Origin of the sequence: Streptomyces sp. ATCC 21386, assembly GCF_018728545.1 — a bacterium.
GTDB lineage: Bacteria > Actinomycetota > Actinomycetes > Streptomycetales > Streptomycetaceae > Streptomyces.
Genome location: NZ_JAAVVL010000001.1, coordinates 42,186 through 65,773, shown reverse-complemented (window position 1 = coordinate 65,773; position 23,588 = coordinate 42,186). Strand labels below are relative to the sequence as shown.

Genomic DNA, 23,588 nt, shown 5'->3' with positions numbered 1-23,588 from the left:
CGACAGGCCGGCGGGCCCGCGCGTCGCGCGGGCCCGCCGGCCTGTCCGGGTCACCGTCCCCGGGTCAGCCGGGCACGTGACAGTCGAACGCGTGCAGATAGGCGTTGACCGGCCGTACGTCGTCGATGACCAGCCCCGCGGCCGTCAGCCGGGAGGTCATGCTCTCGGTGGTGTGCTTGGCCCCGCCGACGTTGAGGAGCAGCAGCAGGTCCATGGCGGTGCTGAACCGCATCGACGGCGAGTCGTCGACGAGGTTCTCGATGACGACGACGCGGGTGCCGGGGCCGCCCGCCCCGGTGACGTTGCGCAGCAGCCGGGCGGTGCTGTCGTCGTCCCACTCCAGGATGTTCTTGATGACGTACACGTCGGCCCGGACCGGGACGGCCTCGCGGCAGTCGCCGGGGACGACGCGGGTGCGGTCCGCGAGCGCGCCGCCCGGCCGCAGCCGGGGGTCGGCGTTCTCCACCACGCGCGGCAGGTCGAGCAGGGTGCCGTGCAGCTCGGGGTACTTCTCCAGCAGGCTGGCGACCACATGGCCCTGCCCGCCGCCGATGTCGGCGACGGAGGAACTCCCCGACAGGTCGAGGAAGTCGGCCACGTCCCGCGCCGACTGGACGCTGGACGTCGTCATGGCCCGGTTGAAGACGTCGGCCGACTGAGGGGCGTCCTCGTTGAGGTAGACGAAGAACTCCTTGCCGTAAAGGTTCTCGACGACGTTGTGGCCGGTGCGCACGGCCTCGTCGAGCTTCGGCCAGGCGTCCCAGGTCCACGGTTCGGTGCACCACAGGGCGATGGCGCGCAGGCTGTGCGGGTCGTCCTCGCGCAGCAGCCGGGACATGTCGGTGTGCGCGAACGTCCCGTCCGGCCGTTCGGTGAAGACGCCGTGGCAGGACAGGGCCCGCAACAGCCGTCGCAGCGGCTTCGGTTCGGCCTTCACCGCCGCCGCTAGGTCCTCCACCGGCAGCGGGGTGTCGCCGAGGGCGTCGGCGACACCGAGCCGGGCGGCGGCGCGCAGGGAGGCGGCGACCGCCGCGCCGAAGACGAGTTCCCTGAACCGCATGGGTGGCGGCGGGGCGGCCGGGGCCCCCTGGGCGGAGCTGTGGACGGCCTGGGTCCGTGCGGTGCGGGCGGTGGGTGAGGGCTCCCCCGCCGGTCTGGTCTGAGCGGTCGTCATGCGACGGCCTCCTTCTTCGCGTTCATGGACGGCCTCGGCCGGTCAGCACAGCCCCGCGGGCCTGGACGCCCCGCAGGTGTTGCCCGAGAAGGTGTTGCCCTTGCCGGCGGTGTCGGTGTTGACGATGTCCGCCGGGGAGTTGTTCTCCAGGACGTTCCCGGTGATCCGGTTCCGCTCGCTGGTGGTGCCCACGAAGCTCTTCCAGACGACGATGCCGCCCGACAACGGGGAGGCGCCGGCGTTCCCGGTGATCCGGTTGCGGGTCACCAGGGTGTCCTCGGCGCCGGTCAGCACGATGCCGGTGCCCTGGAGAGCGTCCAGCCGCGCGGTCTTCGGGCAGGACTTGTTGTTGCGGTCGATGAGGTTGTCGCGCACGGTCAGGGCGCCGGCCCTCGGCATGTTCTCGTCGCCGACGACGAAGACGCCCGCGCAGTTGCCGGTGAGGTGGTTGTCCGCGACGGTGAGGTTGCGCAGGCGCCGGACGGTGAGGCCGATCCGGTTGCCCTCAAGGCGGTTGTGAGCGACGACGGTGCCGCCGCTGTCCGTGGCGCCCTGCTCGGCCTTGACGGTGTTCGCGAGGAACAGTCCGGCGTCGCCGTTGTCCCGGGCGGTGTTCTTGCGGAACACGCCGCGCACCGAGCGCTCCTGGGCGATGCCCCACACGCCGTTCTTCACGGCGGTCACGTGTCGCACGGTCAGCCGGTCGGTGTCCTGAGCGAACACGCCGGAGCCGGTGAAGCCGGTCACGGTGAGGTTGGCGACGGTGACGTCCTGGACCTTGTGGTCCTTCGTCCCCGTCACACAGATGCCGTTGCCCGCGTCACCGCACCCGTCGGCGGCCTTCGTCGCGGCCGGTTCGACGACGGTACGGGGGCCCATGCCGCGCAGGGTGATGCCGTGGGTGCCGATCCGGACGCTCTCGCGGTAGGTGCCGGAGGCCACGAGCACCGTGTCCCCGGGCGCCGCCGCGTCGACCGCCTGCTGGATGGACTCCCCCGGGAAGACCACATGGGTCGGATGGTGCGCGACGGCCTGCGGGGCGGCCCCGAGCCCCACCCCGATGACCGCCGCGACGCACGCCAGATAGCCAATATGCCATTTCGTCATATTCCGCAACATATGACCATGGGCCACGCAAACCGGTCCGATGGTCCATCCGACGGCGTGTCACCGCGCCGCGCGTCAGCGGCCGTCGGCGCCCATGCGCCGTCGGTCCTCCTCGTCCCAGGCGCGGGTGTCGCGCGGTTCGACGTACGGCTCCTCGTGGGGCGGGTGGCCGCCCGCCAGGGCCCGCTGGCGCGCCAGTTCGGCGTCGAACTCCAGGCCGAGGAGGATCGCCAGATTGGTGATCCACAGCCACACCAGGAAGATGATCACACCGGCGATCGCGCCGTAGGTCCGGTTGTACGAGCCGAAGTTGGCCACGTAGAACGCGAAGCCGGCCGAGGCCACCATCCAGATCAGCAGGGCGAGCAGACTGCCCGGGGTGATCCACTTGAAGCCGCGGACCTTCGCGTTCGGGGTGGCCCAGTACAGGACCGCGATCATGATCGTGACGAGCAGGACCAGCACCGGCCACTTCGCGAACGACCACACGGTCAGCGCCGTGTCGCCGACCCCCAGAGCGGTGCCCACCTCCTTGGCGAGCGCGCCGGTGAACACCACGATCAGGGCGCTGATCACGGCCATCACCATCAGCACCACCGTGACCCCGACCCGGACCGGCAGCACCTTCCACACCGGTCGGCCCTCGGGGACGTCGTACACCGCGTTCGCGCTCCTGATGAACGCCGCGACATAGCCGGAGGCCGACCACACCGCGAGCACCAGGCCCACGATCGCCATGATCGAGCCCAGTCCGGCGTTGCCCTGCATCTGCCGGACGGCGTTGGTGAGGATGTCCCGCGCGGCGCCGGGGGCGAGCTGCTGGATGTTGTCCAGCACCGCTTGCGTCGCCGAGCGCCCGACGATCCCCAGCAGGGAGACGAGCGCCAGCAGCGCCGGGAACAGGGCGAGGATGCCGTAGTAGGTCAGCGCCGCCGCCCGGTCGGTCAGCTCGTCCTTCTTGAACTCCTTCAGGGTGCCCTTCAGCACCGCCCACCACGAGCGTTTGGGCAGCTCACCGGGGCTGTCCGGGGCCCGCCGCTCCACCTCCTCGTCCGGCCCGGCCGTCGGCGCCCGCGCGGTCCCGTCCTCCTCGTCGCGCCGGGCCTGCGTGTCCGGCCGGGCCTCCTCGGTGCGCCCGGCCTCCTCGGCGCGCTCGAACCGGTCGTCACGCCCGACCTGATCCTCGCGCCCGACCTGGTCGGTGCGCTCGGCCTGGTCGGTGCGCTCGGCCTGGTCGGTGTGGCCGCCGTAGCCCGAGTGCCCGCCGTGCCGTCCCTGCCCTCTGTGCCAATTCAGCGTTCGCATCATGCCCGTGCGGGTAACCGAGCGGGCACGGCTCATACATGCGCATTCACGGCAAATCGTTCAGCGCGGGGGCGCCGGGCGGTCGTAGACGTTGTCCGGGGTGACGACCTGCGTGATCGCTCGGGCAACCAGCGAGGACGGCTCCTGGCCCTGGTACGTCACGTCGGTGTTGAGCAGCAGCACCAGGGTGGCCCTGCGCTCCGGCAGGTGCACGGTGACGCTCTGATAGCCCGGGATGGAGCCGTTGTGCCCGATCCAGCCGCCGCTCTCGAAGATGCCGAGGCCGTAGTCGGTGCCCGGGTGGCCGGTCGGCAGCATCCGGAGCCGTTCGGCCTGGGTCCCCGGGCTGAGCAGGGTCCCGGTGGCGACGACCTCGGCCCAGCGGCGCAGATCGCGCAGCTTCGAGATCATCGCGCCGGCCGCCCAGGCCCAGCTGGGGTTCCAGTCCGTGGCGTCCTCGATCGCACCGCTGAGCGTCTGGTTGGTGTAGCCGCGCGCGTGCGGCTCGGGGAACCCGGGGCCCTCGGCGAACAGCGTGCGGCGCAGCCCGGCCGGGCCGATCACGTGCCGGCGCAGGTAGTCGGCGAAGCGCGTGCCACTGACCTTCTCCACCACCAGGCCGAGCAGGACGAAGTTGGTGTTGGAGTACTGGAACCGTTCACCCGGCGCGAAGGTGTTCGGGTTCCGGAAGGCGTACGCGAGCAGCTCCCGGGGCGTGAACGAGCGGCTCGGGTCGCTCAGCAGGGCCTGCACGAAGCCCGGGTCGGCGCTGTACGGGAAGAGGCCGCTGCGCATCTGCGCGAGGTGGCGCAGGGTGATCCGGCGGCCGTTCGGGACGCCCCGGACGTAGCGGGAGATCGGGTCGTCCAGGCGCACCCGGCGGTCGTCGACGAGCCGCAGCAGCGCGGTGGCCGTGAAGGTCTTGGTCTCGCTGCCGATCCGCATGAACAGGTCGGGGGTCATCGGCCGGCGGGTGACGACGTCGGCGACGCCGGTCGACCGGACGTAGCAGCCCCGGCCCGGCATCCACAGGCCGACGGTGACCCCGGGGATGCCGGCCTCGCGGCGGACACCCTCGACGGCTTGGTCCAGACGGGCGGTCAGTGCGGGGCCGAGACCACCGCGCGGACAGTCGTTCTTGTCGTACCGGCCCTTGTCGTATCGGCCTTTGTCGTACCGGTCTTCGTCATACCGGCCCGCCGCCGCGTGCACGGCGGTCGCGGGTGCCGTCACCATCGGGGCCAGCACGGACGCCACCAGCAGCGCGGCGGCGAACGGACGGCCAAGGGGGGTGCGTCGCATGTCGGGGCGCCTTTCCCGGAGCGGGGTCTCGAAGGGGCAAGCGTCACCGTCCGAGCCCTGGGCATTGCCTCTGCCCCGTACAACGTTCCGCGAGTCCACTCGTTCGGATGCGATCGGTACTTCACTGTTTCAACAGCCATTCACCGCGGTTCGCGCCTCGCGGAAATCAGCGCCGATCGCTATTCTCCCGAATGCCAAAAATCAGGCTCGGCGTTCCTCGTGCCGGTCGGAAAAGCGGATCCCTCATGGAGCATGATTCAAAATGAGAACCGATTATGATTCGGTGGGTCAAAACCCTGACGGGGTTCAGCAGATCGACACCCAGCCCATCTGGCTGCCGGGCCCGCGCGCCGCTTCGGACGTATGGGACCCGGACGCCGAGCTGATCCAGATGGCGTACGCGACGCACGCCCTGGCGCCCGAACCGACGCTGGCGGAGGTCCGTGACCTCCCGCGTCGCCCGGTCAGCCGGCGGCGGCCCCGACCGGGGGCCCACTTCTTCGCCAGGAACCCCCGGATCGTCCCCGTCGCGCTCTTAATTACGACTATCGCCGTGTGCGCACTGACCATGCTTTTTTGGTCCGTCTCCTATTCATACATTCAGCTGCGCGACATCGCGCTGCTGGTGGTGTCGGAGCATCTCGCGCGCTGGTGGCCGCTGACCGTCTACGGGCCGTGGCTGCTGGCGGGTCTGTCGATTCTCCGGGCGTCCGTGCAACAGCGCACCGCCCGGCGGTCCTGGGCGGTGATGCTGCTCGCGTCCGGCACGGCGGTCGCGTTGTGCATCGGCCAGTCACCGGGTTCCCTGCTGGCCATGGCGATCGTCGGAATTCCGCCCATCACCGCGCTGGTGTGTTTCCGTGAACTCGTCGGTCAGTTCTCGTCCGGGCCCGGCCCCCGGCACGCCGCGGACACCCTCGCCGGCCCCAAGCAAGGCAGGCGGTAGCCGGCCGCGCACGTCATCCGAGGGTTTGGAACTGCTGGCGTTGGAGTGCGTTCAAGAGCGTTCGGGTGAGTGGGGGTGAGTGTGGATGGCCTGTGTGTCGTGCCGCGCTCCTGGCTTGTGATGCCGTTTTTGGTGGGGCACTGGCGTTCTCCCATCGAATGCGTGACCTTCATGGGCGGTGCTCGTCGCCCAGGGCGACGGGGTATTCGAGTCGGGCCGGGCGGGGGGGTGGCGGGGTGGGTGAGCTGCGGAGCATCGCGGCGCCGTTCGTCGCGTCCGGGCCGTCTGGTGTGGCCGTGCGGACGCGTCTGAAGCAGCTGACGCCGGACGATGAGAAGGTGCTGCGTCTGGTGGGCGCGCATCTGGGGTCGCTGGCTTCGAAGGACCTCAGAGCACGCTGCCGGGACGGTCGGGCGCACTCCGGGCAGGCGTGGGCGGTCCGCAAGCGGGAGCTGACACCTGCCGGGACGGTCTGGCGCACTCCGGGCAGGCGTGGGCGGTCCGCAAGCGGGAGCTGACACCCGCCTCGTCGTCACGCTGGGCGGGCAGTATCACCAAGGCCACGCACGACCAGTGGGCGCTCGCCCGCCGCTGCCAGTCGGCGCACATCCAGAGCCTGGAAGCGGGTATCCGGACGATCGAGGAGCGGCTGTCCCTGCCGGTCGGGCAGAAGGGAACGAAGAACGCGCCGGGAGGCTATCGGTCGCGGCAGGAGTGGCATGCGAAGGCGCGGCGGCTGCGGGTGCTGCAGGACCGGCTGGCCGCCGCACGGGCCGACCGGGAGGCCGGGATCGTGCACGTGGTGCGCGGCGGCAAGCCTCTGGCCCGCACCCGCCACCATCTGGAGGCGGCCGGGCTGACGGGGTCCGCGTGGCGTGGGCGGTGGGAGGCGGAGCGCTGGTTCTGCCAGGCCGACGGCGAGTCCGGCAAGCGCCACGGCAACGAGACCATCCGCATCAGCCCCGACGGCCAGGTCAGCATCAAGCTCCCCGCCCCGCTCGCGCATCTGGCGAACGCCCCGCACGGACGCTACGTCCTCACCGGCCGGGTCGCGTTCGCACACCGGGGCACCGAATGGGCGGACCGCGTCGGAACGAACCGGGCGATCGCCTACCGCATCCACCTGGATACGGGCCGGGACCGCTGGTATGTGACCGCGTCCTGGCAGATCCCGCCCACCCCCACCCTCCCCATCGAGGCCGCACTCGCGCACGGAGTGATCGGCGTGGATATGAACGCCGACCACCTCTCCGCCTGGCACCTGGATGTCCACGGCAACCCCACCGGCAGCCCACGCCGCTTCTCCTACGACCTGACCGGCACCGCCGAACACCGGGACGCTCAGGTCCGCCACGCTCTGACCCGACTCCTGCACTGGGCCCGCACCTGCGGGGTGACGGCGATCGCGGTGGAGGACCTGGACTTCGCCGCCGAGAAGACCCGGGAGAACACGGCCGCCGCACTCGCTTCCGGCAGCTGATCTCCGGCATGCCCACCGGCAGACTCCGCGCCCGGCTGGCCTCGATGTGCGACGCCACGGGGATCACGGTCATCGCCGTCGACCCGGCCTACACCAGCCGCTGGGGCGCCCAGCACTGGCAGAAGCCTCTCACCAGCACCACCCGAAAGACCACTCGCCATGAGGCTGCCGCCGTGGCGATCGGAAGGCGCGCCCAGCAGCACCCGGTCCGGCGACGGACGGCACCGCCCCCACAGCACCGGAGCGATGCGGTGGGGCATCGGACCGTCCAGGCCGGACCAGGCGTTGCCGGGCGTGAGGGACCCCGCCCCCGTATCCCCGGACCACGGACACGATCCGTGCCGCCCGGGTGCGGAGCGAACGCGGGCAACCAGAACGCCCAACACCGTCCGGGGCGTTCGGCCGAGCATGAGACCTGGCGACAGGACTCACTCCCGCTCAGTTTTTAGGAACGGTCTGTTCCGTCCAGATCGTCTTGCCCGTCGGGGTGGGGCGGGTGCCCCAGCGCTGGGTGAGCTGGGCGACCAGGAGCAGACCCCGGCCGCCCTCGTCGAAGCTGCGGGCGCGGCGCATGTGCGGTGCCGTGCTGCTGCCGTCCGAGACCTCGCAGATGAGGCTCTCGTCGTGGATGAGCCGCAGCCGGACGGGCGGCTCGGCGTGCCGGATGGCGTTGGTGACCAGTTCGCTGACGACCAGCTCGGTGACGAAGGCCGCGTCGTTCAGGCCCCAGGCCTCCAGTCGGCCGAGCGCGTTCTTGCGGGCCTCGGCGACGGCCGAGGGGTCGGCGGCCACGTCCCAGGTGGCGACCCGGCCGGGGTCGAGGGCGCGGGGGCGCACGAGGAGCAGGGCCACGTCGTCGGTGGGCCGCTCCGGCAGTACGGAGCCCAGGACCCGGTCGCACAGCGCGTCCAGGGAGCCGGCGGCGGGGGTGTCGAGGGCCTGGCACAGGCGGGTGATGCCGTCGTCGATGTCGGTGCGGGCGCCATCGTCGTCACCGCCGCGGAACCCGATCAGGCCGTCGGTGTAGAGGGCGAGCAGGCTGCCCTCGGGCAGCTCCGTCTCCAGCGACTCGAAGGGCAGACCGCCCAGGCCCAGCGGGGGCCCCGCCGGGATGTCCAGCAGGGCGGCGGCGCCGTCCGGGCCCACCACGACCGGCGGCGGATGCCCGGCGCGCGCGAGCGTGCACCGCCGCGAGACGGGGTCGTACACGCCGTACAGGCACGTCGCTCCGACGACCCCCGGGGTCACGTCCGCCGCGGCGTCGCCGTTGATCCGGCCCCGGCCGCGGTCGCCCGTCCCCGCGGACCCTTCCGCGGCCTCCGCCTCGGTGGCCAGCCGGGCCACCAGGTCGTCGAGGTGGGTGAGGAGTTCGTCGGGGGGCAGATCGATGTCGGCGAGGGTACGGACGGCGGTGCGCAGCCGGCCCATGGTCGCCGAGGCGTGGATGCCGTGGCCGACGACGTCGCCGACGACCAGCGCGACCCTGGCCCCGGAGAGCGGGATGACGTCGAACCAGTCGCCGCCGACCCCGGCGCGGGCGCCGGCGGGCAGATAGCGGGAAGCCACCTCCACTCCGGCCTGCTCGGGCAGGCTCTGCGGCAGCAGGCTGCGCTGGAGGGTGACGGCGGTGCCGCGTTCGCGCGTGTAGCGCAGGGCGTTGTCGATGCTGACCGCCGCGCGGGCCGCCAACTCCTCGGCGAGGACGAGGTCGTCCTGCTCGAAGGGGTCGGGGTGCCGGTGGCGGGCGAAGACGGCGACGCCCAGGGTGGTGCCGCGCGCGGAGAGCGGCACGGTCATCGCCGAGTGGAACCCGTACTCGCGGATGCGGTCGGCCCGCAGCGGGTCCTCGGCCACCCAGTCGGCGATCGCGGACTCGGTCAGCTGGAACAGCACGGCACGCCCCGACCGCAGACTCCGCACCGGCGGCGAGCCGTCCGGGTACTCGTCGACCTCGCCGGGCGCGACGATCGCCTCGGGCGTCCCCTGACGGACGGACCGGTGGGCGATCCGCCGCAGGGCGAGGGCGTGGCCCGCCGCGGGCAGCCGCGGGGTCCGGCCGTACTCCTCCGCCGCGCCGAGGACCGGGGTGAAGCCCTCGTCGAGGGAGGCCAGCAGGTCGACGCTGATGAAGTCGGCGAGGTCCGGCACGGCGATGTCCGCCAGTTCCTGCGCCGTCCGCTGCACGTCGAGGGTGCTGCCGATGCGCCGGCCCGCCTCGGCGATCAGCTGCAGGCGTTTGCGGGCCCAGTACTGCTCGGTCACGTCGTGCCCCGTGGTGGCCACCCCGAGGACGCGGCCGTCCTCGCCGTGGAGCCGGTAGATGTCCACCGACCAGGCGTGCTCGCGGGTCTCCCCGGGGGCCCGCGAGTGGTTCTCCAGGTACTGCGCTTCGCCGGTCTCCAGGACCAGCCGCATCAGCCGCTCGATCTCCCGCATGGCGGGATCGTCCACGGCCTCCGAGACGCGCAGCCCGCGCAGGTCGTCGTCGCTCAGGCCCAGCGCCGCTTCCGAGCCGCGGTTGGAGGCGCGGAGCCGCAGGTCCGTGTCGTGCACCGCGGTCGCGCAGAAGGGGGAGTCGAGGAAGCCGTGCAGCGCGAGCGCGTCGTCGCCGGGGCGGGACAGCGTCCCCGTCAGGGCGGAGACCACGAACCAGTCGCGGACCCCTCCGTACGACGTGCGGTGGTGCGCCAGCACCCTGACCTCCAGACGGCGCCCGTCGCGGTGCCTGAGGACCAGGGTGCCGTGCCAGCGCGGCAGGTCGGAGAAGGCCGGGAGTGCGTCCGCCGGGGGCTGCTCCGCGAGCAGGGAGGCAGCCGGCAGGCCCAGGATCTGCGTCGGGGTGTACCCGAGGAGACGTTCGGCGCCGGCGCTCCAGCCGGTGACGGCGCCCTGTTCGTCGACGGTGGCCCGCGCGGTGAACGCCTCACCGGCGGGGTCCGGGCCCAAGCCCGCGCCCGATGCGTCGACGACACGCCGCTCCATGTCCGCTCACCTCGCTCTCACCGGGCTCCGGTCGCGGCGAGGCCGCACCCCACCGAGGCCACACCCCTACCTTCGATATGTCCGCCTACATCCTTTTCACACTATTTCCCGCCTGCCCGGTGGGCATCAGCTCCGCGTCGGACGGTCAGCGGGGGCGCAGGAACGGGTCGAGGAGCGCGGCGAGGGATGTCGTGGCCGGGAGGGGCTGCTGCCCCGCTCGCTGAGTTCGCTCAACGGCCGCCGGTCGCCGTGGCTCGCGGGTGTCGTGCAGACCGGGGTGGCCGCGCTGCTGGTGTTCCCCTTCGCGCTGGCCGGCAAGGACCCCGTCCTCACGCTCTTCTCCTGGCTCAGCGGTCTCGCCGTCCTGGCGATCATGCTGCTGTACCTGCTGACCTCGGTGTCGGTCATCGTGTACTTCCGCAACGAGCGGTCCGGCGACACGCGGCTGTGGAACACACTGATCGCCCCCGCGCTGGGCGCGGGCGGCATCGCCGGGGCGATCTGGCTGATCATCGCCAACTTCACCACGCTCATCGGCGGTGACACGACAACGGCGGTGTGGCTGGCGTTGGCGGTGCCGGCGGCGCTGCTGGCGGGGATGGCCATGCCGATGCTTTCGCACCCACCGAGCCGGAGGTAGGGGCCGACGGGGTGCGGGTGAGTGGGGCGACGGGGAGGGTGCGTGGTCAGGTGCGGGCCTGGTGGGGCTTCTCGCGCCGTTCCCCGCGCCCCTGAAAGACCAGGCCCTGCGGGCCTGGAAGATACGGCCCTGCGTGGCTGAAAAACATGGGGGGCAGCCCCTGCTTTTCAGGGGCGCGGGGAACGGCGCGAGAAGCCCCACCGGGCCGCGGCCGCCGACGCACCCGCACCCCCACCCCGATGCGCGCCCGGTCACCCCACCCCGTGCCCGGTCACCCCACCGCGCGCCGCTGCCACGCCCCGAACGTCTCCAGCGGCTCCCCACTCTCCAGCGCCCAGGGATACGCCGTGACCAGCCCCCCGATCGCCCGGAACACCTCCCCCGCCTCCCCGACCCGCTTCGCCTGCACCAACGCGTACGCCAGCAGGTTGAGGTCGGCGACGGCCGCCGCATGGGTCAGATACCCGGCACGCGGCCAGTCCGCCGTCGCCCGGTCCAGCGCCGCCACCGCGTTCGGCCGGCTCCACAGGTGGACCGCGGTGAGCGCCTCCACACCGCCCTGGTCCAGCGTGCCCTGGTAGAGGTCGATGAGCGCGGCGATCTCCAGCCCCGCCGTCGGTGCCGTAGGCGCCGTCCCCGCGCGCACCTGGTCCAGGAAGTCGACGGTCTGCGCGTGCGAGCCGCACTCCCGCGGCGAGAGATAGCCGAGCATCTGGAAGTGCGCCTCGCGGTGCCACGGGTCACGCCGGACGATCTCGTCCCAGAGCGGAAAGACCTCCTGGCTCGGCCGGCGCCACAGCCGCAGCAGACCGAGCCGCACCACCCACGGCGTGGGATCCTCCGGCCGCAGCGCGGCGGCGCGCTCACAGGCGTCGAGCGCCTCCCGGGTCTCCCCCGGTACCGGCTGCTCCTCGTACCCCGCCCGCAGCAGGACACCCCACGCGAACAGCAGCTGCGCGTCCGGGTCCTGTCCCTGCTCCTCCGCCCAGGAACGCTGGAGGGCGGGGGAGGTCGACTCCGCGAGGACGCTCAGCCGGTGGGCCCTGCGGTCCCAGTCACGCCCGCTGTCGCGCAGCAGCTGCTCGACCATGGCCACCGCGAGACTGCGACCGCCGGAACTCCGCCTCTCCACAAGACGTTTGCGGACCTTCCCGAGATCCGCGTCGTCGAGTTCGGGGGCGAGTCTGGTCGTGCCGCGTCGGCGACCGAGGAGTGCCATGGCCGGAGAGTAACGAATTTTGGTCGCACAGTGATGATTCGAGATGGACGTAGGTCGATCCGATATACCGACCGGCAGACGAGGGCGTGCATCGTATCCCCAACTCGCTTATCGCGAGGGGCACTTCACCTTATGCGCACGATCTTCTCTCCCTATCATCGGAAGATGACGGAACCGACGCAGTCCGGCCCGTACACGGGTCAGCCCGTGCCTCCGCACCAGCCGATGGCCTCCGTGCCCGGCTGGGCCCCGCCCCCGCAGCAAGGGGCCCCCTATCCGTACGCGGCCACGCCGCCCGTCGGCCACGGCAGACCCGCCTCCCCGCCGGGCGACCCGGCGGCGGCCTCCGACCGTACGTCCGGCGCGCTGCTGCTCCTCGGCGCCCTCCTCGCCTTCGGCTCCTCGTTCGCCACGCTGGACAAGTCGGTCCAGCACCTCGGCGAGGGGGAGGAGCCGATCTACGAGACCGTCGCGAAGCCGTGGTCCTACTCCAGCGGGGACATCGGCGGGGAGACCGAGTCGGTCATGCAGTTCTCCGGCCTTCTGCTGCTGTTCGGCACCCTGGTCGCCGTCGCGGCCGCCGTGCTCCTGCTGACAGGCCGCAGCCGCCGGCTCCCGCTGGGCCCCGCGCTCGCCGTCGGGGGTTCGGTCCTGCTGCTCGGCACGACGCTGTCGGTGCTGACGGAGGCGTTCAACGACACCCAGTGGGACGGGGAAGGCCGGACCACCACCTTCGGCGCCGGTTTCTATCTGCTGGCCGTCGCGTTCCTGCTGACCCTCGGCGCGACCGTGACCGCCGTCCTCGGCACCCGCCGCCCCGCCACGGCCCTCCCCGGACCCGCGCAGCCGCCACAGCCCTGGCAGTCCGCGCCCGGCGGAGTGCCGGATGCACAGGCCGCCGCTCAGCCGGCCCCACCGTTCCCGCCGGCCCAGCCCCCGGCTCCCCCGACGCAGGGCTGAGCCGTCGCCGATCCCGGCTTCTCACCGAGCGGTGTCCGCAGGAGTGTGTCGTGTCACCCGGCGGGCACCCCTCTCCTGTGCTACCTTGCCATGAAGTGGCAGTTTTGGTTACCAGAGGCTTCTGAGTGCTCTTCGACCTTCCGTCGACGAGCACTCTTTGTTGTTTCCGGGGCTTTCCGGGACTTTCTCAACTTCCCGTCGGGTCGAACCGTTGCTGCGACACCGGGTCCGCACAGTGTGGGCTCCGGGCACTGCATCAAGGGAGTTTCAGCATGGCATCCGGCACCGTGAAGTGGTTCAACTCGGAAAAGGGCTTCGGCTTCATCGAGCAGGAGGGTGGCGGCCCCGACGTCTTCGCCCACTACTCGAACATCGCCACCTCCGGCTTCCGTGAGCTTCAGGAAGGCCAGAAGGTGACCTTCGACGTCACGCAGGGCCAGAAGGGCCCCCAGGCCGAGAACATCGTTCCCGCCTGACGCTGACGCGTAACGCATGAGCCGGGGTCCGCGCCCGAAAGGTGCGGGCCCCGGCTCGTGTGCGACAGGCGCCGCCGCATCGAGGAAGGTCCCCATGAACCGCACGGCTCGTACGAACAGCAGCAGCTCCTCCCGGTCCCGTACGGAGGGCTCCGCCCGCACCGGCACGGCCCGGGGCGACCGCGCACGCTCACGCGGCGCGGGGGCGGGTGACCAAGGGGCTTCTTCCCGTGCGGCCGGAGCCGGATCGGCGACGGGCGGCACCGCCCCGCGCCGCGGCGACGCCGCGAAGAACACCGGCGGCCGGGGCGACACCTCCAGGAACACCTCGGGTCGCGGGGGCGCCGCCGGGACCGCCAAGAACGGCGGCCGCGCGGACACCCCCAGGGGCGCCCAGGGCAAGGGCGGCGCCGTCAAGAACGGCTCGGCCCGCGGCGGTGCGGCCAAGGCCGGCCGTGGTCGCCGGGGCGGCGGCGGGCGGACCGTAGCCGCTCCCACCGGTGGCGAGTTCGCGCTGCCGGTCACCGTCACACCCGCGTTGCCGGCGGTCGGGACGTTCGCCGAACTGGAGCTGCCCGCACGGGTGCTGGAGACGCTGCGGACCGAAGGGGTGACCGAGCCGTTCCCCATCCAGGGCGCGACGCTGCCGAACTCGCTGGCCGGCCGTGACGTCCTCGGCCGTGGACGCACCGGCTCCGGCAAGACGCTCGCCTTCGGTCTCGCCCTGCTGGCCCGTACGGCCGGACAGCGCGCCGAGCCCCGGCAGCCGCTGGCCCTCGTCCTCGTCCCCACCCGCGAACTGGCCCAGCAGGTCACCGACGCCCTCACCCCCTACGCCCGCGCGCTGCGGCTGCGGCTCGCCACCGTGGTGGGCGGTATGTCCCTCGGCCGGCAGGCGAGCGTGCTGCGCGGCGGCGCCGAGGTGGTCGTGGCGACCCCCGGCCGGCTCAAGGACCTCATAGACCGCGGCGACTGCCGACTCGACCAGGTCGCCATCACCGTCCTCGACGAGGCCGACCAGATGGCCGACATGGGCTTCATGCCGCAGGTCACCGCGCTGCTCGACCAGGTGCGCCCCGACGGCCAGCGGCTGCTGTTCTCCGCCACGCTCGACCGCAACGTCGACCGGCTGGTCCGCGACTACCTGCACGACCCCGTCGTCCACTCCGTCGACCCGTCCGCGGGCGCCGTCACGACGATGGACCACCACGTGCTGCACATCGAGGACGACGACAAGCACGCCACCACGACCGAGATCGCCGCCCGCGACGGACGCGTGATCATGTTCCTGGACAGCAAGCACGCGACGGACCGGCTGGTGAAGAAGCTGCTGGCGGTCGGCGTGCGGGCCGCCGCCCTGCACGGCGGCAAGTCGCAGTCGCAGCGCAACCGGGCCCTGAGCCAGTTCAAGGACGGGGACGTCACCGCCCTGGTCGCCACGAACGTCGCGGCGCGCGGCATCCACGTCGACGACCTCGACCTCGTCGTCAACGTCGACCCGCCGGGCGACCACAAGGACTACCTGCACCGGGGCGGCCGTACGGCCCGCGCGGGCGAGTCCGGCACGGTCGTCACCCTCGTCCTGCCGCACCAGCGCCGTGACGTCACCCGGCTGATGGCGGTCGCCGGCATCACCCCGACGACCACGACGGTCCGCTCGGGCGGTGCCGAGCTGAACCGCATCACCGGCGCGCAGGCACCCTCCGGCGTCCCGGTCGTCCTCACCCCGCCGGTCACCCAGCAGCCGGCCGCCCGCCCCTCCTCGGCGTCGCGCGGCCGTCGTGGCCGCCCGTCCGCCCAGGGACGCCGACGCGCCCCGGCGAAGGGCAACGGCCGCTGAGATCGCTCAGCCTGCTGAGCCCGTCGGGACGATTCGGCGCACGGCGCGGTGTGGCTCGACTCGTACGAGGAACTCCTACGGGGGTGGCGGGCGTTCACAGGGAGACGTGCGGAACGCACGCGGACGACCGGAACGACCGGCACGACACGGGCTGAAGCCGAGGTGGCACGCATGGCGATGTGGGATCGGATCAAGGACCAGGCCAAGGGTCTGCAGCAGCAGGCGCAGGGCGCGCGGGGCGGCAGCGGACACGGACACGGGCAGCCGGGGGCGGGACCGCTGGGTTCCATGGGAGCCGGCAGGTCCTCGGGGTCCGGGCGGTCCTCCGGCGGTTCCAAGGCCCAGCTGGTGAGCGCGCTCAAGTCCCAGCTCACCTCCCTGAAGACGGAGCTGAAGAGCGGCGCCTACCGGGACGCCAGCATGGCGATGTGCGCGCTGGTCGCCGCCGCCGACGGGAACGTGGACCCGGCCGAGCGGCAGCACGTGGAGTCGCTGATCCTCAACAACGACGTCCTGCAGAACTTCCCCGCCGACCAGCTGCGGCAGCGCTTCAACCGGCACGTCGACCAGCTCTCCCGCAACTTCCAGCAGGGCAAGGCCGAGGCCCTCACGGAGATCGCCAAGGCCGCGAAGAAGCCGACCGAGGCGCGGGCGGTCGTCCAGACCGGCTTCGTGGTGGCGGGCGCGGACGGGTACATCGCGCAGACGGAGGAGCAGGTCCTGCGCGAGGCGTGCGCCACGCTCGGCCTGTCCCCGCAGGAATTCGGCCTCTGACACCGGCCGCCGGTCCGCGCGGCTGACACACCGGCAGACCTTCGTGGCTGACACCAGCCGCCGAGCCACGCGGCGCGGGGCGCCTTCCCGTGACTCAGGGAACCGGGTCCGGGCGGGTGCCCCGGCGCAGGGCGCGGCCGCACCAGGCGATGACGGCCGCGTTGGCCAGGCCGCCCAGCACCACGGCGACGACGGCCATCGCGGCCCCGTCCGGCAGGGCGAGCCACACGAAGCCGACCGGGGCCGTCGCCAGGATCGGTATGACCATCGCCATGGACCCGTCCGAGCCGTCGCCGGAGCTCGCCGCGATCGCCCAGACCAGCAGACCCACGCAGAGCGCGAGGTAGGCGAGGGCGAGGAGATCGCCGGGGCGGGGGCGGCGGGACGCGGACGGCCGGCCCGGCGCGGGAGGGGTGGGTTCCTCGGTCATGGGGCGGTCCTGGTCGTCTCGGGGCCGGTTGTCTCGGGGCGGTGGGTCTCAGAGGTGGGTGCCCGGGGGGTTCGGGCGAGCCAGGCCCAGGTCGTAGGCGAGGATCGTGGCCTGGACGCGGTCGCGCAGGCCGAGTTTGCGGAGCAGCGCGTTGACGTGGGACTTCACGGTGCCGACGGTGATGCCGAGTTCCTCGGCGATCTCGGCGTTGGTGAGTCCGGTGGCGACCAGGGACAGGACGTTGCGCTGACTGCCGGTCAGCGCGTCCAGGGCTCGCAGGCCGCCGCCGTCCGTCGTCCCCGGGGTCGTACCGGAGGCGTAGTGGCCGATGAGGCGGCGGGTCGCCGACGGGGCGAGCACGCTCTCGCCGGCGGCCACCACGCGGATGCCGGCCAGCAGTTCGGCGGCGTGCACGTCCTTGAGGAGGAAGCCGGAGGCGCCGGCGCGCAGGGCGTCGAAGACGTACGCGTCGAGGTCGAAGGTGGTCAGGACGAGGACGCGGGGCGCGTCGTCCCGGCCGGTGATGATGCGGGTCGCGGCGATGCCGTCCAGTTGGGGCATCCGTACGTCCATGACGACGACATCCGGTGCCAACTCCTCCGCGAGCCGCACCGCTTCGGCGCCGTCGGCGGCCTCACCGACGACCGTCATGTCCTCCTCCGCGTCGATCACGGCGGCGAACCCCGCCCGTACGATGCCCTGGTCGTCGACGACCAGCACCCTGAGGCTCATCCGTCACTTCCCTCTTCGTCCTCTGTCACGTCGCCCTGCTGCGGAACCGGTACCGCGGCGAGCGGCAGCCGGAGGTGGACCGTGTCCGGGCCGCCGGTGGTCAGGGTGCCGCCGAGCGGCACGACGCGGGCCGTCAGCCGCTCCCGTACGGCGGTGCGCGCGGCGTGCGGCACCCCGGTGGCGGTGAGCGTCAACGTACCGCCGTCCGCGTCGAATTCGAGCATCGCCGGCTGGTCACCGCCGACCGCGAGGATCGTCTCGGCGGCGTGGTAGGCGGCCAGGTCGACGGCGGTGGGGAGGCGTTCGGGCACCCGGTCGGTCAGGCGTATCCGCACGTCGCGGCCGGTGGCCCGGGACTGGTGGGCGAGCAGGTCGAGGGCCTGGAGGGTGGGTTGCGGACTGCGGCCGGGGCCCGCGTCGCGGTCGCCGTAGCGGACGGCGTCGAGCAGGGCGCGCATCGCGGCGAGGGCCTCGCGGGCGCGGTCGGCGACCGCGTCGAGGCGGCCCGCCTCGGCTTCCTCGACCATGTCGGCGGTCCGGGACAGCACGGTCGTCTCCAGCCCCGCCGCGATCCGCCTCCGCTCGGCCCAGGCGTCCCGCACTGCCTCCTCGGTCCACAGGGCGACCCGCTCGTCCCACGCCCCCCGATCGCCCCTGACGCGCCGCCCACGCACCACGCCACCCCACACGGCACCGCCCACCACGACCACCACCCCACCGCAGGCCCCGATCACCCACCCCGGCCCCCCGTTGCCCCGCCCGACCACGGCGACGACGGCGGCAAGGCTGTGCACGAGGACGGCGGCGAGGGGGAGGAAGAGCAACTCGCTCGGCCCGCCCAGGACTCCGCGCCCCAGCCCGGCTGTCGGGCTCGTCCCGGCCGTCGCTGTCCCTGACGGTGTTTTCTGCGTCCCGCCCGGCGTATCCGTGGTCGTCCCGGGGGCGTTCGCGATGCTGCGGGCCGTGCGGGCGGCGACGGCCGCGCACGTGGTGAAAAGGCTCAGGGCCGGGGGGAGGAGGGGTGGGCCGGTGTAGTGGGTCGCGGTCATGGCCAGGGGCCAGAGGAGGGGGAGGACGAGGAGCGTGGTGAGGGCGGTTCGGGGGGCGCGGGGGAGCCAGAGCAGGGTGAGGGCCTGGGCTGCGGCAAGCAGGGCGAAGAGGGTGCCCGCAGAGGCCTGTTGCGTGACCGTCGCCGTGTCCGGGCGCACAACCAGCGCCGGGAGCAGCGGCTGTAGGACGAGGCCCGCGGCCGCCACCAGCTGCGCCACCCGGTAGCCACGCGGGAACGCCGCCTCCACCGGCGCGGCCGTCCGCCCGGGCAGCGCCGCCCGTATCTCCCAACCGCCCTCCCCCATGGGCCCGCTGGTCAGCGTGCCGCCCGCCTCCCGCGCCCGTGACCGCAGGAACCCCTGACCGCGCCCGCCCCCGAGACCCGCCGCGTGCGCCGTCGTTCCGGCGGGCGGCGCCGCGCTCGTGACCACGACGTCCGTGCGGGTCTCGCCGTAGCGCACCCGCACCCGCGTGTGCGCGCCCGGCGCGTGCCGGGCCACGTTGGTCAGGCCCTCGCGCACGATGCCGTACGCCGCGTCCGCGACGGCCCCGTCCGGCAGCGGGTCGATCTCGCAATCGATCCGCTGGTCGAGACGGCGGAACCCGGCGACCAGGTCCGCCAGCCGTTCCTCCGGTGACGGCAGGTCCTCACGGGAGGGCGCCGGTGCCCGTACCGCGCCGAGCGCCCGGGTGACCTCGCGACCGGTCTCGACCGCGAACTCCAGTGCCTGCCCGGCCAGTTCGGGCCGCCGGTCGCGCAGCCCGAACGCGGCCCCCGCCGTGACGACGACGGCCGTCAGATGGTGGGCGCTGACATCGTGCAACTCCCGCTCCATACGACGCCGTTCGACCGCGGGCAGCCGGTGCCGCTCCGACTCGGCCCGCTTCAGGCGCTGCTCGGCCGCCCACCGGGCGCGCCGGGCCCGCCGTACGAGGAGACCGGCGCCGCAGGCGGTGGCGTAGAGGAGGGCGGTGAGGACGAGGTCGAGGCCCGAGGGGTCGCTGAGGCCGTGCAGGCTGATCTGCATCAGTCCCTGCCAGGCGGCGAGCGCCACCACGCACAACACGGCGGTGAACGTGTCGCGTTCGGTCGCCACGGTGTACAGGGCCAGCGCGACGCCCGCCGTGCCGAGCAGGGCCGTCGCTCCGACGGGCAGCGGCCCCGCGCCCAGCGCGCACGCGGCGGCGACCACGACGAGCGCGACCACCGGGCGGCTGCGGCGCAGCGCCAGCGCGCCCGTCACGACTCCGGCGACCAGGGCCGCCACCAGCAGGGCCGCACCGTCCGGGACGGTCCCACGACCCAGTGCCGCCCCGGGCCACACCACGGCCTGGGCGACGACCAGCAGGACCGGGAGCAGCCGGTCGTCCTCTGTCCGCATCATGGCGCCCCCAGGCTAGAGCGGAGACCACCCACCCGGAGTCCGGCTGGAGACCGAGGTCCGCGTCGTACCTGGGTTATAGGTGGGGCGGGGGCAGGGGGCAGGGGGCGGATCGGCGGAGCGTTCGGGTTTGGGCCGGGCCGGGGGGCGGGTCGGGTCGGAGGGTCCGGGTCGGGTCGGAGGGTTCGGGTCAGGCCGGAGGGTTCGGGTCGGGTCGGAGGGTTCGGGTCGGGCCGGAGGGTTCGGATGGGGGTGGGGACGGGAGTGGGTGCGGCGGCGTGCGCCGTCCACAGGCTGTGGACGGCGCGGAGGGCCCCGCACACGGACACCGGCCGCCCCCACCGCCGCCGTCGCACCCACAGACACCGGCCGCCCGCTGCCGCCGTCGTCCTGCCCAGAAAGGACGCCCGGCACCCGAGGCTGCGGCAGTTCCTCTCCCAGGTCCTGTGACACCCCTCCCCGCCGACCGCCGCCCCCTGCCGCACCCAGAGAAGACAGACCCACAGAAGCCACAAGACCCACAGAAGACAGAAGGAAGAACAGCCATGACCGCGAACAGAAGACTGCTGCCCGGCGCCACCACCTCCGCCCTCGCCCTCGCCCTGCTGCTCCCCCTCACCGGGTGCGGCGGGGACAGCGAGGCGGCGGGCTCCGCGGACGGCTCGTACGACACGGTCCGCAGCGGTGTGATCACCGCCGCCACCCAGGCCGAACAGCCGCCCTTCGCGGTCACCGACGCCTCCGGCAACCCCAGCGGGTTCGCCGTGGACCTGATGAACGAGGCCGCGAAGCGCCTCGGGGTGAAGGTCGAGTACAAGACGACCAACCTCCAGGGCATCCTCGCGGGCCTGTCCGCCGGCCAGTACGACATCGGCGTGGCCGGTGTGGGCGCCACGGCCGAACGCAAGAAGCAGGTCGCCTTCACGGCCCCCTACTACTGGGGCTTCACCGATGTGGTCACCCTGAAGACGGGGAAGGCGAGCAAGTTCACCGCGCTCCAGGACTTCGAGGGCCGACGGGTCGGCGCGGTCAGCGGCTCGGTCCAGGAGACCTTCGTCAACCGTGAGATGGGGAGGGCGGAACTGGTGAAGTTCAAGGACCAGACCGCCCTGATCACCCAGCTCCTCTCCGGCGGCATCGACGCGGTCGTCCTCGGCGGCGCCGACGCGGACGAGTACGCCGAGCAGCACCCCGTACGGGTCGCCGTGGAACTGGACAGCCTCCAGGGCAGCGCCTTCCCGCTCCGCAAGAACGGCGAGCCGAAGCTCGTCGAGGACCTCGACAGCCAGATCGACGCCATGATCGACGACGGCACCTACGTCAAGCTCTACCGGAAGTACTTCCACGACCCGATCGCCGCCGACCTGCTCACCGTCCGCCCGAAGCTGGCCTCCCGGATAGCCGGCACGGACCTGGAGCCGACGAACGTCTGAGCACACCCGAGGGCCCTTCGCGACCGCTTCCGGCATGCCGTTGTCAGTGCCGGGGGCTAGTCTCCGGACAACCGACCGTATGCCCGTTTGTCCGTTTTCAGGGAGGTTCTCATGGTCTCTCGGCTCAACCCCTACCTCAGTTTCGACGGCGACGCCCGGCAGGCGATGGAGTTCTACAAGGAGGTCTTCGGCGGCGAGCTGACGCTGCACACCTTCGGCAACTTCGGTCAGCCGGGCGCCCCCGAGTCCGACAAGATCATGCACGGCATGCTGGAGGCGCCGAACGGCATCACCCTCATGGGCGCCGACACCCCGCCCGGCATGGAGTACCAGCCCGTCGGCGGCTTCTCCGTCAGCCTCAGCGGGGACGACGACACCGAGCTGCGCGGTTACTGGGAGAAGCTGTCCGAGGGCGGCTCCGTCTCCGTCCCGCTCGACAAGCAGATGTGGGGCGACGTCTTCGGCATGTGCACGGACCGCTTCGGCGTCCCGTGGATGGTCAACATCAGCGAGCCGCAGGGCTGAGCCGGCGCGCACAACCGAGGGGTGCGACACCCTTCGAGGGCGCGGGCCACATCCCCCACATGCCCCACCCCGAGGCGTACGCGCGTGCCGTGACGGCCTTCGTCGAGACGGCCGGCACGGCACGCGCATCCGGCTGGTGCCCAGTGTCCGGCCGAAGCTGACCTTCGACTTGCCGTCGCCGCCGAAGGACGTCACGTCAAGGACGGCGGCGGGCGTTGAGCCGGGCGGCCTGGCGGGTGAGGTGGGCGCGTTCGGCCAGGTTGGGGGCCCTGTGGGCGGCCTCGGTGTAGAGCCGTGCGGCCGTGGTCAGGTCGCCGTCGCGTTCATGGAGGTGGGCCGCGACCGCGGTGTGCCGGGGCAGGGAGGCGTCCAGTTCGGCGAGGGCCGCGAGACCGGCGCGCGGCCCGTCGGCCTCGCCCACGGCGACCGCGCGGTTGAGCCGGACGACGGGGTTGTCGGTCAGAGCCGCCAACTCGTCGTACCACTCGACGATCTGCACCCAGTCGGTCTCGGCGGCCGTGGGCGCGTCGGCGTGCAGGGCGGCGATCGCGGCCTGGGCCTGGAACTCGCCGAGCCGGTCGCGGGCGAGGGCCGCCTGGAGGATCTCGATGCCCTCGGCGATCAGACGCGTGTCCCAGCACCCCCGGTCCTGCTCGGCGAGCGGCACCAGGCTGCCGTCGGGCGCGGTCCGGGCGGCGCGCCGGGCGTGATGGAGCAGCATGAGCGCGAGCAGCCCGGCCACCTCGGGGTGGTCGATCGCGGCCGCGAGCTGCCGGGTGAGCCGGATGGCCTCGGCCGCGAGGTCGACGTCGCCGGAGTAGCCCTCGTTGAAGACGAGGTAGAGCACGCGCAGCACGGTGGCGACACCGGCCGGCCGGTCGAGGCGCACACCGGAGACCGTCCGCTTGGCCCGGCTGATCCGCTGCGCCATGGTCGCCTCGGGGACGAGGTAGGCCTCGGCGATCTGCCGGGTGGTGAGGCCACCGACGGCCCGCAGGGTGAGCGCGACCGCCGAGGCCGGCGTCAGCGACGGGTGAGCGCACAGGAAGTACAGCTGGAGCGTGTCGTCCACGGCGGGCGCCGGGCCGGGCGCGGGCTGCTCCTCGACGCGGTCCTCACGCCTGCGGCGGGCGGCGTCGGCGCGGGCCGCGTCGAGGAACTTGCGCCAGGCCACGGTGACCAGCCAGCCCTTGGGATCACGCGGCGGGTCGGCCGGCCAGACGCGGAGCGCCTCGACCAGCGCGTCCTGGACGGCGTCCTCGGCCGCCGCGAAGTCTGCTCCGCGGCGGACGAGGACGGTGAGCACGCTCGGCGTGAGGCTCCTGAGCAGGGTCTCGTCCATCACTTCGTGCCCCACGTGTGCCGTCACTCCGTGATGGTGGGCTGCACGCCGTAGAACGGGCGCACCTCCAGCCACTCGTGGATCGGCTTGCCGCCCGCCCCGGGGGCGGCGGACAACTCCCCGGCCAGCTCGACGGCGCGCTCGTAGCTGTCGACGTCGATGACCATCCAGCCGGCGATCAGGTCCTTGGTCTCGGCGAACGGGCCGTCGGTGACGGGCGGGCGCCCCTCACCGTCGTAGCGGACCCACGCCCCCTCGGGCGCGAGCGCCTGGCCGTCGACGAACTCGCCGGTCTTCTCCAGCCGGGCCGCGAAGTCGTTCATGTACTGCATGTGCGCCGAGATCTCCTCGGGGCTCCACCGGTCCATCGGCACGTTGTTGACCGGGGCCGGGGCGCCTCGGTAGTGCTTCAGCAGCAGGTACTTGGCCATGGTCGTACTCCTCGGTGCTCCTGCGACCCATTGTGGTCGCGTTCATACCGGGGACGGA

Annotated in this window: 18 protein-coding genes and 2 pseudogenes; 9 read left to right on the top strand and 11 right to left on the bottom strand. The window is 72.7% G+C overall.

Features of this window, described 5'->3' with window-relative positions; genetic code table 11:
* Nucleotides 1-64: 64 nt before the first annotated feature.
* The 4 genes from GWK25_RS00285 to GWK25_RS00270 form a co-directional block, all read right to left on the bottom strand.
* Nucleotides 65-1,174, bottom strand: coding sequence for a methyltransferase (locus GWK25_RS00285; protein ID WP_374200584.1), 1,110 nt, complete (start codon nucleotides 1,172-1,174; stop codon nucleotides 65-67).
* 42 nt (nucleotides 1,175-1,216) lie between these two features.
* Nucleotides 1,217-2,281, bottom strand: a complete 1,065-nt coding sequence (locus GWK25_RS00280; RefSeq protein WP_215447754.1) for a nitrous oxide reductase family maturation protein NosD — start codon at nucleotides 2,279-2,281, stop codon at nucleotides 1,217-1,219.
* A gap of 75 nt (nucleotides 2,282-2,356) precedes the next feature.
* Complete coding sequence (locus tag GWK25_RS00275) at nucleotides 2,357-3,589, bottom strand: YihY/virulence factor BrkB family protein (protein WP_251828628.1); 1,233 nt, start codon at nucleotides 3,587-3,589, stop codon at nucleotides 2,357-2,359.
* A 57-nt stretch (nucleotides 3,590-3,646) separates the two neighbouring features.
* On the bottom strand, nucleotides 3,647-4,888 hold the full coding sequence (locus GWK25_RS00270) for a serine hydrolase (protein WP_215447752.1): 1,242 nt from the start codon (nucleotides 4,886-4,888) through the stop codon (nucleotides 3,647-3,649).
* Between the two features lie 283 nt (nucleotides 4,889-5,171).
* On the opposite strand from GWK25_RS00270, the gene GWK25_RS00265 reads away from it, so the two are divergent.
* A complete protein-coding gene (locus tag GWK25_RS00265; protein WP_308010868.1) occupies nucleotides 5,172-5,834 on the top strand; it encodes a DUF2637 domain-containing protein in 663 nt (220 codons plus the stop codon).
* 236 nt (nucleotides 5,835-6,070) lie between these two features.
* A pseudogene (locus tag GWK25_RS00260) lies at nucleotides 6,071-7,763 on the top strand (IS200/IS605 family accessory protein TnpB-related protein).
* On the opposite strand, the gene GWK25_RS00255 reads toward GWK25_RS00260, so the two are convergent.
* Entirely contained in the window at nucleotides 7,753-10,296 is a 2,544-nt protein-coding gene (locus GWK25_RS00255; protein ID WP_215447748.1) for a SpoIIE family protein phosphatase, read from the bottom strand. The pseudogene GWK25_RS00260 and the gene GWK25_RS00255 overlap by 11 nt on opposite strands.
* A gap of 193 nt (nucleotides 10,297-10,489) precedes the next feature.
* Here GWK25_RS00255 and GWK25_RS00250 point away from each other — a divergent pair.
* A pseudogene (locus GWK25_RS00250) lies at nucleotides 10,490-10,936 on the top strand (amino acid permease); the annotation flags it as partial.
* Nucleotides 10,937-11,207: 271 nt separating this feature from the next.
* Here GWK25_RS00250 and GWK25_RS00245 read toward each other — a convergent pair.
* Nucleotides 11,208-12,155, bottom strand: a complete 948-nt coding sequence (locus GWK25_RS00245) for a hypothetical protein (RefSeq protein WP_215447746.1) — start codon at nucleotides 12,153-12,155, stop codon at nucleotides 11,208-11,210.
* Nucleotides 12,156-12,320: 165 nt separating this feature from the next.
* Here GWK25_RS00245 and GWK25_RS00240 point away from each other — a divergent pair, with 165 nt between their 5' ends.
* The 4 genes from GWK25_RS00240 to GWK25_RS00225 all read left to right on the top strand — a co-directional run bounded on the left by GWK25_RS00240 (nucleotide 12,321) and on the right by GWK25_RS00225 (nucleotide 16,205).
* Entirely contained in the window at nucleotides 12,321-13,115 is a 795-nt protein-coding gene (locus GWK25_RS00240) for a hypothetical protein (RefSeq protein ID WP_215447744.1), read from the top strand.
* A 272-nt stretch (nucleotides 13,116-13,387) separates the two neighbouring features.
* Nucleotides 13,388-13,591: a cold-shock protein gene (locus GWK25_RS00235; protein ID WP_005483357.1), complete on the top strand. Its 204-nt coding sequence runs from the start codon at nucleotides 13,388-13,390 to the stop codon at nucleotides 13,589-13,591.
* Nucleotides 13,592-13,685: 94 nt separating this feature from the next.
* Nucleotides 13,686-15,431: a DEAD/DEAH box helicase gene (locus GWK25_RS00230; protein ID WP_215447742.1), complete on the top strand. Its 1,746-nt coding sequence runs from the start codon at nucleotides 13,686-13,688 to the stop codon at nucleotides 15,429-15,431.
* A 171-nt stretch (nucleotides 15,432-15,602) separates the two neighbouring features.
* Nucleotides 15,603-16,205 carry a tellurite resistance TerB family protein gene (locus GWK25_RS00225; RefSeq protein WP_184906030.1) on the top strand — a complete coding sequence of 201 codons (603 nt, stop codon included), beginning with the start codon at nucleotides 15,603-15,605 and terminating at the stop codon, nucleotides 16,203-16,205.
* Between the two features lie 94 nt (nucleotides 16,206-16,299).
* On the opposite strand, the gene GWK25_RS00220 is transcribed toward GWK25_RS00225, so the two are convergent.
* From GWK25_RS00220 to GWK25_RS00210, 3 genes are read right to left on the bottom strand one after another with little or no spacing between them, the layout of a single operon-like run.
* Nucleotides 16,300-16,635, bottom strand: coding sequence for an SCO4225 family membrane protein (locus GWK25_RS00220; RefSeq protein WP_215447741.1), 336 nt, complete (start codon nucleotides 16,633-16,635; stop codon nucleotides 16,300-16,302).
* Between the two features lie 48 nt (nucleotides 16,636-16,683).
* Entirely contained in the window at nucleotides 16,684-17,367 is a 684-nt protein-coding gene (locus GWK25_RS00215; protein ID WP_215447739.1) for a response regulator transcription factor, read from the bottom strand.
* The gene (locus GWK25_RS00210; protein WP_215457099.1) at nucleotides 17,364-19,799 is read right to left on the bottom strand and encodes a histidine kinase; all 2,436 of its coding nucleotides are present in this window, start codon (nucleotides 19,797-19,799) and stop codon (nucleotides 17,364-17,366) included. Before GWK25_RS00210 ends, GWK25_RS00215 begins: the two co-directional genes overlap by 4 nt.
* A 545-nt stretch (nucleotides 19,800-20,344) precedes the next feature.
* On the opposite strand from GWK25_RS00210, the gene GWK25_RS00205 reads away from it, so the two are divergent.
* Together GWK25_RS00205 and GWK25_RS00200 are read left to right on the top strand one after the other, a co-directional pair.
* On the top strand, nucleotides 20,345-21,232 hold the full coding sequence (locus GWK25_RS00205; RefSeq protein ID WP_215447737.1) for an ABC transporter substrate-binding protein: 888 nt from the start codon (nucleotides 20,345-20,347) through the stop codon (nucleotides 21,230-21,232).
* A gap of 111 nt (nucleotides 21,233-21,343) precedes the next feature.
* A complete protein-coding gene (locus tag GWK25_RS00200) occupies nucleotides 21,344-21,757 on the top strand; it encodes a VOC family protein (RefSeq protein WP_215447735.1) in 414 nt (137 codons plus the stop codon).
* A gap of 196 nt (nucleotides 21,758-21,953) precedes the next feature.
* Here GWK25_RS00200 and GWK25_RS00195 read toward each other — a convergent pair whose 3' ends face one another.
* The gene (locus GWK25_RS00195; protein WP_215457098.1) at nucleotides 21,954-23,099 is read right to left on the bottom strand and encodes an RNA polymerase sigma factor; all 1,146 of its coding nucleotides are present in this window, start codon (nucleotides 23,097-23,099) and stop codon (nucleotides 21,954-21,956) included.
* A 23-nt stretch (nucleotides 23,100-23,122) separates the two neighbouring features.
* Complete coding sequence (locus GWK25_RS00190) at nucleotides 23,123-23,530, bottom strand: YciI family protein (protein WP_184906038.1); 408 nt, start codon at nucleotides 23,528-23,530, stop codon at nucleotides 23,123-23,125.
* Between the last annotated feature and the right edge of the window lie 58 nt (nucleotides 23,531-23,588).

What these genes read in the sequence shown, in the direction of transcription:
- GWK25_RS00270 (WP_215447752.1), bottom strand. Translation starts at nt 4,888, where the DNA reads ATGCGACGCACCCCCCTTGGCCGTCCGTTCGCCGCCGCGCTGCTGGTG.
- GWK25_RS00190 (WP_184906038.1), bottom strand. Translation starts at nt 23,530, where the DNA reads ATGGCCAAGTACCTGCTGCTGAAGCACTACCGAGGCGCCCCGGCCCCG.
- GWK25_RS00235 (WP_005483357.1), top strand. Translation starts at nt 13,388, where the DNA reads ATGGCATCCGGCACCGTGAAGTGGTTCAACTCGGAAAAGGGCTTCGGC.
- GWK25_RS00230 (WP_215447742.1), top strand. Translation starts at nt 13,686, where the DNA reads ATGAACCGCACGGCTCGTACGAACAGCAGCAGCTCCTCCCGGTCCCGT.
- GWK25_RS00255 (WP_215447748.1), bottom strand. Translation starts at nt 10,296, where the DNA reads ATGGAGCGGCGTGTCGTCGACGCATCGGGCGCGGGCTTGGGCCCGGAC.
- GWK25_RS00215 (WP_215447739.1), bottom strand. Translation starts at nt 17,367, where the DNA reads ATGAGCCTCAGGGTGCTGGTCGTCGACGACCAGGGCATCGTACGGGCG.
- GWK25_RS00225 (WP_184906030.1), top strand. Translation starts at nt 15,603, where the DNA reads ATGGCGATGTGGGATCGGATCAAGGACCAGGCCAAGGGTCTGCAGCAG.
- GWK25_RS00245 (WP_215447746.1), bottom strand. Translation starts at nt 12,155, where the DNA reads ATGGCACTCCTCGGTCGCCGACGCGGCACGACCAGACTCGCCCCCGAA.
- GWK25_RS00205 (WP_215447737.1), top strand. Translation starts at nt 20,345, where the DNA reads ATGACCGCGAACAGAAGACTGCTGCCCGGCGCCACCACCTCCGCCCTC.
- GWK25_RS00195 (WP_215457098.1), bottom strand. Translation starts at nt 23,099, where the DNA reads ATGGACGAGACCCTGCTCAGGAGCCTCACGCCGAGCGTGCTCACCGTC.
- GWK25_RS00275 (WP_251828628.1), bottom strand. Translation starts at nt 3,589, where the DNA reads ATGATGCGAACGCTGAATTGGCACAGAGGGCAGGGACGGCACGGCGGG.
- GWK25_RS00220 (WP_215447741.1), bottom strand. Translation starts at nt 16,635, where the DNA reads ATGACCGAGGAACCCACCCCTCCCGCGCCGGGCCGGCCGTCCGCGTCC.
- GWK25_RS00200 (WP_215447735.1), top strand. Translation starts at nt 21,344, where the DNA reads ATGGTCTCTCGGCTCAACCCCTACCTCAGTTTCGACGGCGACGCCCGG.
- GWK25_RS00285 (WP_374200584.1), bottom strand. Translation starts at nt 1,174, where the DNA reads ATGACGACCGCTCAGACCAGACCGGCGGGGGAGCCCTCACCCACCGCC.
- GWK25_RS00240 (WP_215447744.1), top strand. Translation starts at nt 12,321, where the DNA reads ATGACGGAACCGACGCAGTCCGGCCCGTACACGGGTCAGCCCGTGCCT.
- GWK25_RS00210 (WP_215457099.1), bottom strand. Translation starts at nt 19,799, where the DNA reads ATGCGGACAGAGGACGACCGGCTGCTCCCGGTCCTGCTGGTCGTCGCC.
- GWK25_RS00280 (WP_215447754.1), bottom strand. Translation starts at nt 2,281, where the DNA reads ATGACGAAATGGCATATTGGCTATCTGGCGTGCGTCGCGGCGGTCATC.